The following is a 15,223-nucleotide window of genomic DNA, read 5'->3' on the forward strand; positions in this document are numbered from 1 at the left end:
GATGCGTAAATTTTCTCACGTATTTTCATTTTATTTTAGGGAAGCATTTTTATCTAAAAAATCATTAATTACGAGTGCGATTTTATTTTTAGTTGTGTTTGGGATTTTTGCATTTAATCATTTTACTTCAGGCGATGATAAAAATAAGGATAAAGATAAAATTGCAGTTGTAGTAGAGGGTTCCACATATAAAGTACAAAAAGATGAGCTAAATAAGCTATTGCCATCAGCAAAAATAACAATTGGTTCAAAGGATGATTTTGATAAACTGCATAAGCAAGTAGAAGAAGGCGATTTAGATGGTCTATTCCATGTGACGGAAAAGGATGGGGCTCCATCTATTACATATATGTATAATGGATTTCCAAGCCAAGCAACTTCTGCAATTATGGCAGGATATTTAAAGCAACAATATACGATGGTGACGATTGCCAAAAATAATGTTTCAACAGAAATTGCACAGCAATTACAAACAGAAATTCAAGTAAAGCAAGAAGCGATAAAAGATCGTACATCTTCTTTCGGAATTGCCTATTTCTTTACATTTGCTTTATATATGTTTATTGTAGCGTTCGGAAATACAATCGCAATGAATATTGCATCTGAAAAGGCGTCACGTGTAATGGAAGTAATGCTTCCGAAAGTGAAGCCTCTTACGATGATGTATGCGAAAATTTTAGCGGTTGTTTCAACGGCGTTATTGCAACTTGTCATATTGGCGTGTGGTTATCTTATTCCATATTTGTTAGGTTGGGTCGATTTAGAAAGTGCCTCACTATTTGGTATTCCAATTGACTTTACGAAATTAGATGCAAAGGTTATCAGCATGTTTCTTGTTTATTTCATTACGGGATATTTACTTTATGCGATGATGTATGCTGCTGCTGGAGCTGTCGTGTCTAAGACGGAGGATTTACAAGCTGTATCTTTCCCGGTAATGATTTTAATTATGGCTGCATTCTTTATTAGTATTAAATCATTAAGTGATCCGAATAGTACTATCGTCGTTGTAAGTTCTTACATTCCATTCTTTACACCGATGGTTACCTTCTCACGTATTGTAGCTGGTGAAGCAGGTATGCTAGAAATTACGATAACATTAGCAGTCTTATTGGCGACAATTGCGATATTAAATGCTGTTACAAGCCGCATTTACGTAAACGGCGTAATGAATTACTCAGATAAAGTGAAATTTAAAGATTTAGCGAAATTTATAAAGCGTCAATAATGAGAGAAAAGCATGATTTCCTATTGAAATCATGCTTTTTCTTTATGTATAAATTAAAAATAGTATATAATGATAAGAGTCGTCTTTTAATAGAATGAATAAAAAGGAGGGTGTGCAGATGGGGATTAGTAGTCGTTTTACAGTAGGTGTTCATATGCTGACATTACTTGCGATAGATCGAAACTCTCGCTGTACCTCTGAATGGATTGCCGGTAGTGTGAATACAAATCCAGTTGTGATTCGTCGCATTACAGGAATGTTGAAGAGAGCAGGACTTGTTGATGTACAAGCTGGTAAAGGTGGTACGACACTTGCTCGAGATTTAGAAGAAATTACATTACTTGATGTATATAAAGCAGTGGAAGTTGTAGAAGAAGGACAGCTATTTTCCTTCCATGAAAATCCCAACATTGAATGTCCAGTAGGAGCTAATATTCAATCAGTATTAGAAATTATTTTAATGCAAGCGCAAGAAGCGATGGAAAACGTACTTGCAAATGTAACGGTAGATCAATTAGTTACAAATTTAAAGTCTAAAATGAAAGAATAAAAAAAAGCGAGCTTCCTCATAATGAGGGCTCGCCTTTTTTTATTCAGAAATATTGAAAATTCTATTTTTCAGTATTTAAAATGAATTTACCTACGATAGCTGCGAAGATACCACCAAGAATTGGTGCTACGATGAATACCCATAGTTGAGAAAGTGCTTCTCCACCAACAAATAAAGCTGGTGCGATACTACGAGCTGGGTTAACAGATGTTCCAGTTAACGGAATTCCTAATAAGTGAATTAAAACTAATGTGAAACCAATTACTAGTCCAGCTAAAGAAGAACTTCCTTTTTTACCTGTTACAGCAACGATAACTAAAATAAATACGAAAGTTAAAATGAACTCAACTAAAAATGCTCCAGATAAACCAAGAGTTCCGAAACCATTTTGTCCTAAATTATCTAAAGGTGTTTTAGCAGATTTTAAAATTGTTACTAACGTTGCAGTTCCTAATAAACCACCTAAAATTTGAGCTAATACATAATAACAAAGTTCCATAGCGTTCATTCGTTTGTTGATGAACATAGCTACTGATACTGCTGGGTTAATGTGACATCCAGAAATTGTTCCGATGCTATATGCCATAGCCACAATAGATAGACCGAAAGCCATAGCGATTCCTAATGTTCCAATTCCTTCAATTCCGCCGCCAGTGACAGCCACTCCAGTTCCGAATAATACAAGTACAAATGTACCAATAAATTCAGCGATTGCTTTTTTTAACATAATTTACCTCCTATTAATGCGCATGAAACGTATTATAACATAAGTTTTAGTATAAGCAGCCAATGAAATACTATTCTGATAAGGCGAAATAGGGGGACAATAAAAAAGAGTATGGTTCATCTCTATAGAACCATACCCTTTTTTTATGCTGATTTTTTCTGTTTAACGACTGGAACAGAACGGTTTAAAATACTATTTGCAACCATTCCTAATATGATAATAATCATTCCGATGAGAGAAAGTCCTCCAGGGAGTGAACCATTTAAGAAAATGATTTCTCCAAGTACGGTAAAGACCATCGTTCCAGCTTGTGTTGCTTCAACAGCTCCAAGTAGAGCGAGGTTATCTTTTGCTAAGTCAGTAGCAAAGAAAAATGTCATCGTTGCAATAACGCCGGAACATAATGCTAACAAAAATCCTTGGAGTATTTGGTTGGATGTTGGAATGCCAGTAGTAGAAAATCCGTATATACCAAGCAAGATTGTTATAGGAAGACTTCCAATTGCCATTCCTAATACACGTTGGAACGTATCAAGGCGTCCACCAACAAGCTCCATCATTTTTCGGTTACCGAACGGATATAAGAAAGCGGCTAATACTACAGGTAAAAAACCTGAAATGAACTGAGTCATTGTAATATGGCCTGCGGCAGTTGCTTGCATACAAATTACACCAAGTAAAATAAATAATGCAACATATAAGCTACGAAGTGGAATTTTTCCACGTACAAGTTTCGTACCTGATTTTGTTTCTATTTTCACGAAAAATAGTGGTGATAGTAGTAAACCAGCTAAAATCGTAACTTGCCAAGTTCCAGCAACGAGCCAAGCTGGAGAAAAGACAGCTGCGAAACTTAATAAAGAATAAAAACCAATACCGGCAACAGAACCCCATCCGATCCATGCCAATGGATGTTTTTTTAACTCTTCCCATAATCCCCTAAAGTTTTTGCGAAATAAAACGATAAGGAATAAAATAGGAAGAGCAAATAAAAAACGGAAGGAAGCTGTCCAAGCCCAGCTCGTTCCAGATACATTCATTGCTCTATTAATAATAAAGGTTGCAGAAAAAAAGGCCGATGATAAAAGACCTAATAAAATTGCGCGCATGAAGTATAACACTCCTTTCGAAAATAAATAATTATGTATAGTATGATATACTTTTAATTATTAAAAGTAAACTATTTTATACTTTAAGGTGGTTTTATATATGAAAGAAAATGAAGATATGCAAACGAAAGAAGTCATTCAACAAGTTGGACAGTTATTGAGACAAATTCGAAATGAACAGAAATTAAGTTTAGAAGAATTAGCTCATAAAACAGGAGTTAGTAAATTAACATTAGGAAAGATCGAAAGAGGGGAAACAAATCCGACACTAGCTGTCATTTGGAAAATAACGAAAGGGTTATCAATTCCTTTATCCAGATTAATGGTTGTTGGAGAACCTGTAGCTGTTGCGCGCTGTGGAGAAGGATTTGCAGTAGATGAAGGACAAGCGTGGCATTTAGAAACGATGTTCCGTTATACGAAAGAAACAGGGATGGAAATGCACCGTGCTTGTTTACGATCAAATAGTATATATGAGCCAGAAGCTCATCATGAAGGTGCGATTGAGCTTGTAACGGTAATGAAAGGGAAAGCGTCTATTCAAGTGGAGAATGATGTATACGAATTAAATGAGTTTGATTCCATTCAATTTGAAGCGAATAAGAAGCATATTTATAAAAATGAAGAAGAAGAAGTAGCGGTATTACATTTAACGATGAAATATTCTTCATGAAAAAATCACCTATAGGATTCTATAGGTGATTTGCTCTTCTTAAGTATGTGAAATAATGCCGTTAGTACGAACGTGGCATAAGTAATAAACAAATGAAATAAACTAAAAATCCTGTCCCAAAACATAAAACAGCAATAACCCAAATGATACGAATAAGAGTAGAGCTAATATCAAAATATTCTCCTAAACCACCACATATACCAAATAGCATTTTATCAGTTTCGGATTTACATAACTTTTTTGACATATTCCAATCAACTCCTTTTTATATCAAACTGCATACTTTTATTCTATATGGAAATTTATGAGAAGACTATGGGATTGTATTACATTTTTTTGTGAGAAGTGATCGTATTAATTGTCTTAATTTTCAGTGGATATTAAACTTGTAGTTATGAGGTGATTTTTAATAAAGGGTGGGGAAATAGAGATGACAGTATATTGGTTGACTAACGTAATGCTTGAATCAGGATATACATATGAAGAAGAGAGAATTTCACAAACAGAAACAGAATTATGCAGTTTACTTATTGAAGATGGTCGAATTAAAAAAATTATAAAAGGGATTGTTCAAGAGGAAGATATAGTAACTTTTGATGCTAAGAACTTATTAATGTTGCCAGCTTTCAAAGAGATGCACATTCACATTGATAAAACATATTATAGTGGCCCATGGAAAGCTTGTATGCCAGCAGAAAGTATTTTTACACGTTTTAATGAAGAAGAAAAAATTTTACCAAAGCAATTAGCGACTGCCCAAAATAGAGCGGAAAATATGCTAGAGTTACTACTGCAAAATGGTGCAACGAATATTAGAACGCATTGTAATGTCGATCCGATTATTGGGCTTGGTAATCTGGAGGCGACGTTAGCGGCATTAGAAACATATAAAAATCGAGTGTCTAGTAGAATTGTTGCGTTTCCGCAACATGGATTATTGCGCAGTGATTCTGTGCAACTCGTGAAAGATGCGATGCGTATGGGTGCTCATCTAGTCGGAGGAGTAGATCCAGCTACAGTAGATAATGACATTGAAAAGTCATTACATACAATTATGGATATCGCAGTAGAATTTAATGCGGATGTTGATATTCATTTGCACGATGCGAATAATCTTGGAACGTTTACGATGAAGAGATTGGCAAGTTTAACAGAAGAAGCAGGATGGCAAGGCCGTGTAACGATTAGTCATGCACTTGGACTTGGTGGTGTTACTGATAAAGAGGCTGAAGAAGTGGCAGAAAGACTCGCAAATGTAAATATTGATATTACTTCAACAGTGCCAATTGGTAAACAAGTAATCCCAATTCCGTTATTAGATAAAAAAGGTGTTAAGGTTGCATTAGGCAATGATAGCATTACAGATCATTGGTCACCGTTTGGAACAGGTGATATGCTTCAAAAGGCGAATCGATTAGCAGAGCGTTTTGGGTGGAGTGACGAAAGGTCTTTAGGAAAAGCACTCCGCTTTATTACAGGAGGAAAAGAAACGTTAAATAATGAAGGGAAGCGAGTATGGCCGAATGTAGGGGATGAAGCGAGCTTTGTTTTGACGAATGCGACATGCGCTGCTGAAGCAGTAGCGCGTCAAACAGAAAAACGTTTAGTCGTGTATAAAGGAAATATTGTTGTTGGAAGTTTAAATGAGGTGGAATTAAATAATCTTGTGTAGAAGAATCGTTTAAATATTTTTAGGAGGGTTCTAATGGTGAGTATAGAACTCTTCTTTTTTATTCTTACAATATATTTTTATAGGAAAGCTAGAAGGGATGAAAAAATTGGACAATCAACATAACCAAAATCATATTATGGGAACTTTGCAATGGTTTATATTTTTATTAGCAAATTCAATCGCACTACCAATTGTCGTTGGCGGATTATTTCATCTTACGACGGAAGAAATATTTTATTTAATGCAGCGTACGTTTTTTGTAGTTGGTATATCTTCTTTTTTACAAGGGTGGCTTGGGCATAGACTGCCAATTGCGGATGGGCCGGCTGGATCTTGGGTTGGTGTATTTACCGTACTTGCTTATGCAACGGCCGGACAGGATCAATTACATAGTACACTGCAAATTTTAGAATTAGGAATGATAATCTCCGGTGTTATTTTAATAGGATTAGGAGTAACTGGTTTTATAGGACGTATTTTATTTTTATTTACGCCGCTTGTGACAGGGACGTTTTTACTTTTATTATGTTTACAATTAAGTGGTGTATTTTTAAAAGGAATGTTAGGAATTACAGCTACTATTTCTCAAATCGACGGATTTACAGCAATGATCGCGTTTAGTATATTTCTGTTCGTTATTATACTATCTAATTTTGGAAAAGGCTTTGTCAAAAGTTATGCAGTTTTAATAGGATTAATTAGTGGGTGGATTATTTTTCTCATTGCAGGAAAAGTGACAATCCCATCTCAAGTAACTCATTTTGTGCAACTTCCACATATATTTGCTTGGGGACTTCCAAAATGGAATACAGGTATGGCTGTATCAAGTTTCGTTATGGTATGTATTTTAGTTTCGAATACGGTGGCAGCTATTATAGCAATTAATCAAGCAACTATTCATAAAGCGACTATTGAACAAAAACAGTTGAAAGATGGAACATGGGTTGGGGGGATTTCACATCTCATCTCTTCTGTATTTTCAACTGTAGGTGTCGTTCCGTTACCAGCAACGGCAGGATTTATACGTTTAACAAAACAAAAGTATATACGATCGTTCTTAATGGCATGTGCGTTACTAGTCGTAATGTCTCTTTTTCCAAGTATTATTCGTTACTTAGCATCTTTGCCATCAGCTGTTGCATCGGCTGTTTTAATGGCTTCGTTCGTACAGTTAATTGGAATTGGATTTAATAATATAAAACAAGTGCCGATGAGTGAAAGGAATGTAACGATCTTAGGCGTTGCAGTATTATTTGGCAGCGGCGTAATGTTTTTACCGTCTGGAGCACTCCAATCCTTGCCGTCTATTATGCAATATATATTCGGTAATGGTTTATTTGTAGGTACGGTTGTAAGTATATTGCTAGAACAAATATGGCGCGTTGGAAAGTAAGTGGATAAAAAGAGTGTACGCACTGTATAAAAGTCTAAAATAACATAGGAAATAAAGCCCATTTTTATTCACCACCTGCACATTTCGTTCATACAATATCTTGACTAAATAAACACCCAACTTACACATACACAGCTCTGGCTTAAGCAAGGAGGGTTATACCAGTTGAAGGAAAAAGCGTATCAATCTAAACCTTTACTCACAAAGAGAGAGAGAGAAGTATTTGAATTGCTGGTTCAAGATAAAACAACGAAGGAAATTGCAGGTGAACTTTTTATAAGTGAAAAGACAGTTCGCAACCATATCTCAAACGCAATGCAAAAGCTAGGGGTTAAAGGACGTTCACAAGCAGTTGTGGAGCTTCTTCGTATGGGAGAGCTCGAATTATAAGAAAGCAGCCGACTTTTATATAAAAGTCGGCTATTTTTTGTTTGCTTCACTTGCTATATGAATGATAAGAACACTCCATACATAAATAGGTAATAAGGAGGGGATATGCTGAAAAGGATACTGTTAGTTTCAACAAGTGCTCATGATATGAATGGACACCCGACTGGTTTGTGGCTGGAAGAGCTCGCAGCTCCTTATCATGTATTTAAAAAGGCTAAGTTTGATGTTGATATTGTGTCAATAAAAGGTGGGAGAGTACCTATAGATAGAGTGTCTATTCCGAATGGTATACCTCGCGAATTCAAGCATGTAGCTTCTTTATTGCAAAATACGAGGCCGATTTCAAATGTTCATTTTTCGGATTATGATGCGGTTTTATTTGGTGGTGGGCACGGGGCGATTGTAGATTTTCCAGGTAATCCATATGTAGTAAATTTGATTGAGAATATGTATAACAATAACCGGATTGTAGCGGCTGTTTGTCACGGAGTAAGCTCCTTAGTCGGTGTGAAAAATCAGGATGGTTCGTTTTTTGTTGCGGGTAAGCGTATAACAGGTTATACAAACGATGAAGAAAGAGCTGTACATTTAGAAAAGCGCGTTCCGTTTTTGCTAGAAAGTAAGTTGAAAGAAGAAGGAGCTTTGTTTTATGTAGCCCCCAATTTTACGCCGCATGTAGTAGTAGATGGTCATTTAATTACAGGACAAAATCCACAGTCTAGCGTGGAAATAGGTAAGGCTATAAAAAGGGCTGTAAATAAATTATCGTCATTTTAATTTCTGCTCATTTCTTCTTATTAATGGGAATGTCTTCTTTTCAAAAAAAGATGGAGCAATGAATATGCACTTTATATAGAAGAAACCGACTTTCTTATAGAAGGTCGGTTATTTTTCTATCTTGCAAATTACGAAAAAAAGGAGCAAAATAAAAAAGGTCCTAGTCTATACATGGGAAAATGAAAATTTTCATACAGAAGCATTTGAAGTGAGCGAACTTAAAGTGTGTAAAATATAATGATAAGCATAAAAGATGATGAATGAGAAAACGGGTGATGAAGTTGAATAGAGCAATCGGTGTTATCGATTCAGGAGTTGGCGGTTTAACAGTAGCAAAGGAATTAATTCGTCAGTTGCCGAAAGAGCGTATCATATATTTAGGAGATACAGCACGTTGTCCTTATGGTCCACGTTCTCGAGAAGAAGTACGTCAATTTACGTGGGAAATGACGGAGCATTTACTAGATTTAAATATTAAAATGTTAGTTATTGCGTGTAATACAGCAACTGCAGTTGTATTAGAAGAGATGCAAAAACAATTACCAATTCCAGTAGTAGGAGTTATTCACCCAGGATCACGTACAGCTTTAAAAGTGACAAACACGTATCACGTTGGGATTATTGGAACGATTGGAACGGTGAAAAGTGGTGCATACGAAGAGGCGTTAAAGTCTATTAATAACCGTGTTATGGTAGAAAGTTTAGCTTGTCCACCTTTCGTTGAACTTGTAGAGAGTGGGAATTTCGAAAGTGAAATGGCGTATGAAGTTGTAAGAGAAACGCTGCAACCACTGAAAAGTACCGATATTGATACACTTATATTAGGGTGTACACATTATCCGATTTTAGGACCTGTTATTAAAAAAGTAATGGGAGATAAAGTGCAACTAATTAGTTCTGGTGATGAAACAGCACGTGAAGTAAGTACAATCTTATATCATAGTAAAATGTTGAATGAAGGAGAAGAACAAAGCGATCATCTCTTCTTAACAACAGGAAAAATAGGCTTGTTTAAAGAAATTGCATCCAAATGGTTCGGTCAACCGATTGAAAATGTGAAGCATATTCATTTAGAAAAAGAATAATAGTAGAATTTATATAAGTGAGCTCCTGAGAAATCAGGAGTTTTTGTTTTATCTTGCTATTTGCTGGGTAGTAAGACCCCTGCTGATTAAAGTTTCAATTTATAAGAGGCACAGCTTGTTCTAAAACGTGAAACAGCTCGTATACATAATAGTACAAACTTAGATTTTAGGGGGGAATGGCATGCCTAAATCCACTTTTAAATGGGTTGTTGGTGCTACTGTGAGCGCTGTTTTACTAACAGGGTGTGGCTTTATAAATCAAGAGAAAGCAACTGAACAAATTGATCCGCCAAAACAAGTTACGTATACAGAGGGTGGGAAGAAAGAAGTAGCTAAAAAAGATAAGCAAGGGCAAATGGTAAATAGAGAACTATACCTTGTTGATAAAAATGGTTATGTTGTACCACAAACGTTAGCTATACCTACTCCGAAAGCAAATGAGACTGTGAAGCAAACGTTAGAATACCTTGTGAAAGATGGACCGGTAACGAATTTATTACCGAATGGGTTTCGTGCAGTCATTCCGGCGAATACAACGATGACCTTAGATTTGAAAAAGGACGGAACGGCAGTTATTGATTTCTCTAAAGAAATGAAAAACTATGCGAAAGAAGAAGAGCGTCAAATCGTTGAATCTATAGCTTGGACGTTGACGCAATTTACAGAGATAAAACAAGTGCAGTTCCAAATAAATGGTGAGAAATTGGCAAAGATGCCGGTTGGTGGTACACCGCTTGGTGAAGGAGTGAGCCGTGCAAATGGTATTAACTTCGATGATGAACAAGTAGCAGATGTAACAAATACAAAACCAGTCACACTGTATTTTATGGCGCAAAATAATAATAAACAGCAATACTACGTACCAGTCACACGCCGCGTTGCAGAAGGTAAAGAAAATGACTATGCAGCAATTATAGATGAACTTGTAAAAGGTCCGATCCATCAATCGCTCCTGAATGATTTTAATCCAGGCGTTAAGCTTATTACGAATCCGAAATTACAAGACGGAAACCTTACATTAAACTTTAATGAAAATATATTTGTAAACCCAGATAAAAATATGATTTCAAATTACGTATTGAAGTCGTTAGTTTTATCTTTAACAGAAAAGAAAGGTGTGAAAAATATTTCTATTGAAGTAAATGGAAAAGCAAATCTTATAGATGAAAAGGGCGGAAAGTTAATAAAACCTGTAGATCGTCCAGAAAACGTGAATACAGGTAGTTTTTAATCGTCAATAATTTGATATACTTAAGTAAGAAAGAGGAATTGCTTTTTGGGTTCCTCTTCTTTTATTGTATACATATCATACATTTAAATTTGGCTATACTAACAAGTAGTTATGAGGAGGTTATTTTTATGCGAGTAGATGGTAGAGAGAAAACAGAATTACGCCATATACATATTCATACGAATTATTTAAAACATCCAGAAGGATCAGTATTAATTGAGGTTGGGGATACAAAGGTGATTTGCTCAGCGACAATTGAAGAGCGTGTCCCGCCATTTATGCGTGGAGAAGGAAAGGGCTGGGTAACAGCTGAATATGCGATGATTCCACGTGCGACAGAACAACGTACAATTAGGGAGTCAAGTAAAGGGAAAGTAACAGGACGTACAATGGAAATCCAGCGCTTAATTGGACGAGCATTACGTGCGGTAGTTGACTTAGAAGCGCTTGGCGAGAGAACGGTTTGGATTGATTGTGATGTTATTCAAGCGGATGGTGGAACGAGAACAGCTTCTATTACAGGTGCATATGTAGCGATGGTATTAGCGTTTGAGAAGTTATTACAAGCAGAAAAAGTATCTAAAATTCCAGTAAAAGATTATTTAGCAGCAACGTCAGTAGGGGTTGTTGAAGAACAAGGTGTTGTTTTAGATTTAAACTATGCAGAAGATTCTAAAGCAGACGTTGATATGAACGTGATTATGACTGGAAAAGGCCAGTTTGTTGAAGTGCAAGGAACTGGAGAAGAAGCGACGTTTAGTAGAGCGCAGTTAAATGAACTACTTGATGCAGCAGAACAAGGCATTTTCCAACTGATTGATATGCAAAAAGAAGCTTTAGGTGACATCGTATCTCATATAGAGTAGAGGTGGAAAGTATGAAACAAGTTGTTGTAGCGACAAAAAATATGGGGAAAGTACGTGAGTTTGCTGAGTTATTTGAGCGATTTGATTTAGAAGTGAAATCATTACACGATTTTCCTCATATTGAAGAAGTCGAAGAAACTGGTGAAACATTTGAAGAAAATGCGATCTTAAAAGCAGATAGTTTGAGTAGACAGTTGAATGCAATTGTAATTGCGGATGATTCAGGTCTTATTGTAGATGCGTTAAACGGGAAACCAGGCGTGTATTCAGCTCGTTTTGCTGGAGAGCCGAAAGATGATCAAGCGAATATTGATAAAGTGTTACAAGAATTAAATGAAGTAGCGTTTGAAAAGCGTAAAGCTCGTTTCTATTGTGCATTAGCAGTTGCTTTCCCTGAAGGTGATAAAAAGCCTGTCATTGTAAACGGGACATGTGAAGGATTTATTTTAGAACAACGCCGCGGGGAAAACGGCTTTGGATATGATCCGATTTTTTATGTGGAAGAATATAAAAAAGCGATGGCGGAACTAAGTTCAGATGAGAAAAATGCTATTAGCCATCGTGGCCGTGCTCTTCGTAAATTAGAAGAAAAAATCCCGGAATGGTTTTTAGGAGAATAAGGGAGAGAGAATGATGAAAGCTTTAATCGTAAGTGATAGTCATAGCTCTGTGAAGGAATTACAGCAGTTGAAAGAGAAATATGAAGGGAAAGTAGATATCATGATTCATTGCGGTGATTCAGAGCTAACGCCTGCTCATGAAGAACTGCAAGGTTTCCGTGTTGTAAAAGGAAACTGTGATTATGCTAACTTTCAAGATGAAATTGTAACTGATGTAGATGGAATTCGCTTCTTAGTTGTGCATGGACATCGCCATAATGTGAAAATGACATTACAAACGCTAGCGTACCATGCTGAAGAAGTGGGAGCGCAAGTTGCATGCTTTGGACATTCTCACGTATTAGGGGCGGAATTAATCGAGGGCGTTTTATTTATTAATCCAGGCAGTATTTTATTACCACGTCAGCGTGTAGAAAAGACATTTGCTTTATTAGAAATGGATGAAAATCAAATGGAAGTTCGTTTTGAAACGTTAGACGGACAACTAGTTGAACAAGCAGTTTTTAAAAGAGGATAAGAAAATTTATCCTCTTTTAAAAAAGGTGTTGACTTTATGTGTGGTTATACATATAATAAATATTGTCGATAGGGCAACGGCGCTAACGAAGAAAAGAAAATAACATATGCGGGTGTAGTTTAGTGGTAAAACAAGAGCCTTCCAAGCTCTGGTCGAGAGTTCGATTCTCTTCACCCGCTCCATGTCCCAGTAGCTCAGCCGGATAGAGCATACGCCTTCTAAGCGTACGGTCGGGAGTTCGAATCTCTCCTGGGACGCTAAAAAAACCTTGTTATCTTTTGATAACAAGGTTTTTTGTTTGTCTAAAATTTGATGTTTGGGTTATAGGTGTAGTTCATTCTTGATATTTGCGACCTTTCCTTTGATATTAAGCAGTTGCATATGTACTTCTTTTCTTAAATAAAAAGAGCGCCATTTATGCGCCCTATTCCTCTTATTTAATTTAAAGAATCAATAGGTTTATGATGGAACTCAAATCCATATCCAGATTCTCTTAATTGTTTACTTACAATATTATAAAACTCTTTACCATTCTAGTACGATTGAGCAGCAGTTATCGGAACTTATTCCCGGTAGTGTGTTACAATTAATAGAAGCGGAAAACGAGAATCTCCAATTGACTGGACCTGTGATTGGTTAGATGGTTTAAGAAGGTCGTATAAAAAAGGGAGATGGCGCAAAGATGGCGAGATCAAATGAGAATGATTTAACGGAGAAATTGGCAGAAGGTCACCGGAAATATGGTGATGGCAATTTTACAGTACAGAACATCGGTGATGAAACTAACCCGAATTGGACTGTCGTAAAAAATGTGAGAAAGGGATCGGCAGGCATTCGCGAAGGAGAAGATATATTAAGACTGCGATCAAAATATATAAAATAGTACGGAAATGGGCGGAGCGGGAGTTCGAATCTCTCCTGGGGCGCCAAGAAAACCTTGTTATCTTTTGATAACAAGGTTTTTTGTTTGTTTTAAATTAGTTGTTAATAAACTTGTCAAAGACAAAACCATAATCTTTCACATTATATTGTTTCTTCGTATCAACGAGCCAGTTAAAGGCAATCTCGTTCATCTCTTTAAATTGCTCTGCTAAGTTTACTTGTGCGTTTGAAATACGGCTGAAAGCGTTAGATGCCATATCTAAACTTTTGTGTGCATATTGTAATGTAATATCGTTGTCGTATGAAATTTCTTCAATTTTAAGTAAAGCCTTATATAAATCTTTTAATTCTTCAATATGTTTTTTATGAACATCAATTGAGTAATGCTCATCGCCCATTTGAAACTTAATTTCTACATCTAAATCAATCGTTCCCGCAGTTTCAAGCGCTACGTTTTTAATTTGATATTTACTATAGCTAAAGCGGCGTAGTGTACGTTTTTTACTTGTTGCGCTTGTACCGTCTAAGTGAATTAACCCTTTGTTTGTGAAGCAATATTCATCTGATTTCGATTTAATTAGAAAGTAAATTTTCTCCCCATCTTCATGCATTACATAATCATCGGCATCGACCTTATCATAGTCTTTAGGTGTAATAACAGAACCTACATCGCTTAGTCCTAATACATCTGCGGCCATTTTTTTAAACATATATAATCCCCCTTGTAAATTAAAGTCTTAATTGTACAAAAATATATTAACATGATCTTCATCCTTTGTTTTCTTGTAATACGAAAATATCTGAAGGTAAGTTAAGAAAAGTAATGAATAATTATTTTGATCCTAAATTATTTAGTAAATCTATTAGTTTAAGAGTGGATTCTCCGAAAAATAACCAAGAGAAAAAAGTTAATTTTGCAAGTGATTATAAATAAATTCCGTGAAAGCACCTCAAGCGATATGAGGTGTTTTTCAATCTCTTTTTGAAATCTTACAATTCTGTAAGGTAACTGTAAGGTAGTTCGATGGTAAGAAATTGCTAATCTTTTATAATGAAGATAACAACGATAAAACGAGGAGGCAGAAATGATGAAAGGATTAGTTGTAACGGGCTTGACGGTTGCTTTTGGATTTGTAGCGTATGAGAAATTAACGTATGTAGTTGATGTTGTGAAACATTTGATTGCTTAGAGAAAACAGCCATGAGAGGGAAAGGGAATGAGTGAATGAATGGAATGGTTATTTGGAATTATAGGTACTTGTAGTGTAGTGTTATTGTTCTTTGTCCCAAGTGGTATACTTAGTTCGACAACAAGTTTGTTCTTCTTAAGTTTGTTTGCTTGTACGATGCTTATTATTATGTTTTTAATGAAGCGAAGTAAACCAATCTTCTATTTTAGCATGATTGTTATGGCAATTATTGTTCTCCAAATTATTACCCTTGTAATATACCCCACAATTATAAAAGCTTTCCATTAATGATGAATCCTCTGCGTTTGTTGCT

The 15,223-nt window shown here is 35.9% G+C and carries 18 protein-coding genes, 2 tRNA genes and 1 pseudogene; 16 read left to right on the forward strand and 5 right to left on the reverse strand.

From position 1 onward, the window contains the following. Position 1: 1 nt before the first annotated feature. Both QO049_RS07200 and QO049_RS07205 read left to right on the forward strand, forming a co-directional pair. Entirely contained in the window at positions 2–1,228 is a 1,227-nt protein-coding gene (locus QO049_RS07200) for an ABC transporter permease (RefSeq protein ID WP_284489238.1), read from the forward strand. A 118-nt stretch (positions 1,229–1,346) separates the two neighbouring features. After that, the gene (locus QO049_RS07205) at positions 1,347–1,778 is read left to right on the forward strand and encodes an Rrf2 family transcriptional regulator (protein WP_000512998.1); all 432 of its coding nucleotides are present in this window, start codon (positions 1,347–1,349) and stop codon (positions 1,776–1,778) included. A 61-nt stretch (positions 1,779–1,839) separates the two neighbouring features. On the opposite strand, the gene QO049_RS07210 is transcribed toward QO049_RS07205, so the two are convergent. Together QO049_RS07210 and QO049_RS07215 are read right to left on the reverse strand one after the other, a co-directional pair. After that, positions 1,840–2,505 (reverse strand): aquaporin, encoded by a 666-nt coding sequence (locus QO049_RS07210; RefSeq protein ID WP_000913213.1) that lies wholly within the window; start codon positions 2,503–2,505, stop codon positions 1,840–1,842. A 143-nt stretch (positions 2,506–2,648) separates the two neighbouring features. Next, positions 2,649–3,614 (reverse strand): DMT family transporter, encoded by a 966-nt coding sequence (locus QO049_RS07215; protein ID WP_001201627.1) that lies wholly within the window; start codon positions 3,612–3,614, stop codon positions 2,649–2,651. A gap of 100 nt (positions 3,615–3,714) precedes the next feature. On the opposite strand from QO049_RS07215, the gene QO049_RS07220 reads away from it, so the two are divergent. Next, a complete protein-coding gene (locus QO049_RS07220; protein WP_284489239.1) occupies positions 3,715–4,287 on the forward strand; it encodes a helix-turn-helix domain-containing protein in 573 nt (190 codons plus the stop codon). A 61-nt stretch (positions 4,288–4,348) separates the two neighbouring features. Here QO049_RS07220 and QO049_RS07225 read toward each other — a convergent pair whose 3' ends face one another. After that, a complete protein-coding gene (locus QO049_RS07225) occupies positions 4,349–4,534 on the reverse strand; it encodes a PspC domain-containing protein (protein ID WP_000038411.1) in 186 nt (61 codons plus the stop codon). Between the two features lie 183 nt (positions 4,535–4,717). Here QO049_RS07225 and QO049_RS07230 point away from each other — a divergent pair, with 183 nt between their 5' ends. The 11 genes from QO049_RS07230 to QO049_RS07280 all read left to right on the forward strand — a co-directional run bounded on the left by QO049_RS07230 (position 4,718) and on the right by QO049_RS07280 (position 13,095). Beyond that, positions 4,718–5,959 (forward strand): amidohydrolase family protein, encoded by a 1,242-nt coding sequence (locus QO049_RS07230; RefSeq protein WP_000219559.1) that lies wholly within the window; start codon positions 4,718–4,720, stop codon positions 5,957–5,959. A gap of 97 nt (positions 5,960–6,056) precedes the next feature. Beyond that, positions 6,057–7,352, forward strand: a complete 1,296-nt coding sequence (locus QO049_RS07235) for a purine/pyrimidine permease (RefSeq protein WP_002062437.1) — start codon at positions 6,057–6,059, stop codon at positions 7,350–7,352. Between the two features lie 165 nt (positions 7,353–7,517). Beyond that, positions 7,518–7,742 (forward strand): spore germination transcription factor GerE, encoded by a 225-nt coding sequence (gerE, locus tag QO049_RS07240; protein ID WP_000659484.1) that lies wholly within the window; start codon positions 7,518–7,520, stop codon positions 7,740–7,742. Between the two features lie 105 nt (positions 7,743–7,847). Beyond that, on the forward strand, positions 7,848–8,519 hold the full coding sequence (locus tag QO049_RS07245) for a type 1 glutamine amidotransferase domain-containing protein (protein ID WP_000919606.1): 672 nt from the start codon (positions 7,848–7,850) through the stop codon (positions 8,517–8,519). Positions 8,520–8,794: 275 nt separating this feature from the next. Further along, complete coding sequence (gene racE, locus QO049_RS07250) at positions 8,795–9,604, forward strand: glutamate racemase (RefSeq protein ID WP_000774005.1); 810 nt, start codon at positions 8,795–8,797, stop codon at positions 9,602–9,604. Between the two features lie 181 nt (positions 9,605–9,785). Next, positions 9,786–10,835, forward strand: coding sequence for a spore germination protein GerM (gerM, locus tag QO049_RS07255; protein ID WP_001126746.1), 1,050 nt, complete (start codon positions 9,786–9,788; stop codon positions 10,833–10,835). 128 nt (positions 10,836–10,963) lie between these two features. Beyond that, entirely contained in the window at positions 10,964–11,701 is a 738-nt protein-coding gene (rph, locus tag QO049_RS07260; protein ID WP_098587175.1) for a ribonuclease PH, read from the forward strand. An 11-nt stretch (positions 11,702–11,712) separates the two neighbouring features. Further along, positions 11,713–12,321 (forward strand): XTP/dITP diphosphatase, encoded by a 609-nt coding sequence (locus tag QO049_RS07265; protein ID WP_000815943.1) that lies wholly within the window; start codon positions 11,713–11,715, stop codon positions 12,319–12,321. A gap of 13 nt (positions 12,322–12,334) precedes the next feature. Beyond that, positions 12,335–12,838, forward strand: a complete 504-nt coding sequence (locus tag QO049_RS07270; RefSeq protein ID WP_000645505.1) for a metallophosphoesterase — start codon at positions 12,335–12,337, stop codon at positions 12,836–12,838. Positions 12,839–12,946: 108 nt separating this feature from the next. Next, positions 12,947–13,020: transfer RNA gene (locus tag QO049_RS07275), tRNA-Gly, on the forward strand. A gap of 1 nt (position 13,021) precedes the next feature. Next, positions 13,022–13,095, forward strand: a tRNA-Arg gene (locus tag QO049_RS07280). A 180-nt stretch (positions 13,096–13,275) separates the two neighbouring features. Here the strand turns inward: QO049_RS07280 and QO049_RS30925 are convergent. Then, positions 13,276–13,368, reverse strand: a pseudogene (locus tag QO049_RS30925) (DUF6572 domain-containing protein); the annotation flags it as partial. A 152-nt stretch (positions 13,369–13,520) separates the two neighbouring features. Here QO049_RS30925 and QO049_RS07285 point away from each other — a divergent pair. Then, on the forward strand, positions 13,521–13,721 hold the full coding sequence (locus QO049_RS07285) for a hypothetical protein (RefSeq protein ID WP_000124460.1): 201 nt from the start codon (positions 13,521–13,523) through the stop codon (positions 13,719–13,721). A 94-nt stretch (positions 13,722–13,815) separates the two neighbouring features. On the opposite strand, the gene QO049_RS07290 is transcribed toward QO049_RS07285, so the two are convergent. After that, positions 13,816–14,430: a PH domain-containing protein gene (locus tag QO049_RS07290; protein WP_000473868.1), complete on the reverse strand. Its 615-nt coding sequence runs from the start codon at positions 14,428–14,430 to the stop codon at positions 13,816–13,818. A gap of 519 nt (positions 14,431–14,949) precedes the next feature. On the opposite strand from QO049_RS07290, the gene QO049_RS07295 reads away from it, so the two are divergent. After that, positions 14,950–15,198, forward strand: a complete 249-nt coding sequence (locus tag QO049_RS07295) for a hypothetical protein (protein ID WP_001983650.1) — start codon at positions 14,950–14,952, stop codon at positions 15,196–15,198. Positions 15,199–15,223 lie beyond the last annotated feature (25 nt).

The organism is Bacillus sp. RB3 (genome assembly GCF_030164735.1).
GTDB lineage: Bacteria > Bacillota > Bacilli > Bacillales > Bacillaceae_G > Bacillus_A > Bacillus_A cereus.

Coding starts and splice junctions, on each gene's coding strand:
- QO049_RS07220 (WP_284489239.1), top strand. CDS start 3,715: ATGAAAGAAAATGAAGATATGCAAACGAAAGAAGTCATTCAACAAGTT.
- QO049_RS07265 (WP_000815943.1), top strand. CDS start 11,713: ATGAAACAAGTTGTTGTAGCGACAAAAAATATGGGGAAAGTACGTGAG.
- QO049_RS07295 (WP_001983650.1), top strand. CDS start 14,950: ATGGAATGGTTATTTGGAATTATAGGTACTTGTAGTGTAGTGTTATTG.
- QO049_RS07225 (WP_000038411.1), bottom strand. CDS start 4,534: ATGTCAAAAAAGTTATGTAAATCCGAAACTGATAAAATGCTATTTGGT.
- racE (WP_000774005.1), top strand. CDS start 8,795: ATGAAGTTGAATAGAGCAATCGGTGTTATCGATTCAGGAGTTGGCGGT.
- QO049_RS07205 (WP_000512998.1), top strand. CDS start 1,347: ATGGGGATTAGTAGTCGTTTTACAGTAGGTGTTCATATGCTGACATTA.
- QO049_RS07235 (WP_002062437.1), top strand. CDS start 6,057: ATGAAAAAATTGGACAATCAACATAACCAAAATCATATTATGGGAACT.
- QO049_RS07290 (WP_000473868.1), bottom strand. CDS start 14,430: ATGTTTAAAAAAATGGCCGCAGATGTATTAGGACTAAGCGATGTAGGT.
- rph (WP_098587175.1), top strand. CDS start 10,964: ATGCGAGTAGATGGTAGAGAGAAAACAGAATTACGCCATATACATATT.
- QO049_RS07245 (WP_000919606.1), top strand. CDS start 7,848: ATGCTGAAAAGGATACTGTTAGTTTCAACAAGTGCTCATGATATGAAT.
- QO049_RS07230 (WP_000219559.1), top strand. CDS start 4,718: ATGACAGTATATTGGTTGACTAACGTAATGCTTGAATCAGGATATACA.
- gerM (WP_001126746.1), top strand. CDS start 9,786: ATGCCTAAATCCACTTTTAAATGGGTTGTTGGTGCTACTGTGAGCGCT.
- QO049_RS07285 (WP_000124460.1), top strand. CDS start 13,521: ATGGCGAGATCAAATGAGAATGATTTAACGGAGAAATTGGCAGAAGGT.
- QO049_RS07270 (WP_000645505.1), top strand. CDS start 12,335: ATGAAAGCTTTAATCGTAAGTGATAGTCATAGCTCTGTGAAGGAATTA.
- QO049_RS07200 (WP_284489238.1), top strand. CDS start 2: ATGCGTAAATTTTCTCACGTATTTTCATTTTATTTTAGGGAAGCATTT.
- QO049_RS07210 (WP_000913213.1), bottom strand. CDS start 2,505: ATGTTAAAAAAAGCAATCGCTGAATTTATTGGTACATTTGTACTTGTA.
- QO049_RS07215 (WP_001201627.1), bottom strand. CDS start 3,614: ATGCGCGCAATTTTATTAGGTCTTTTATCATCGGCCTTTTTTTCTGCA.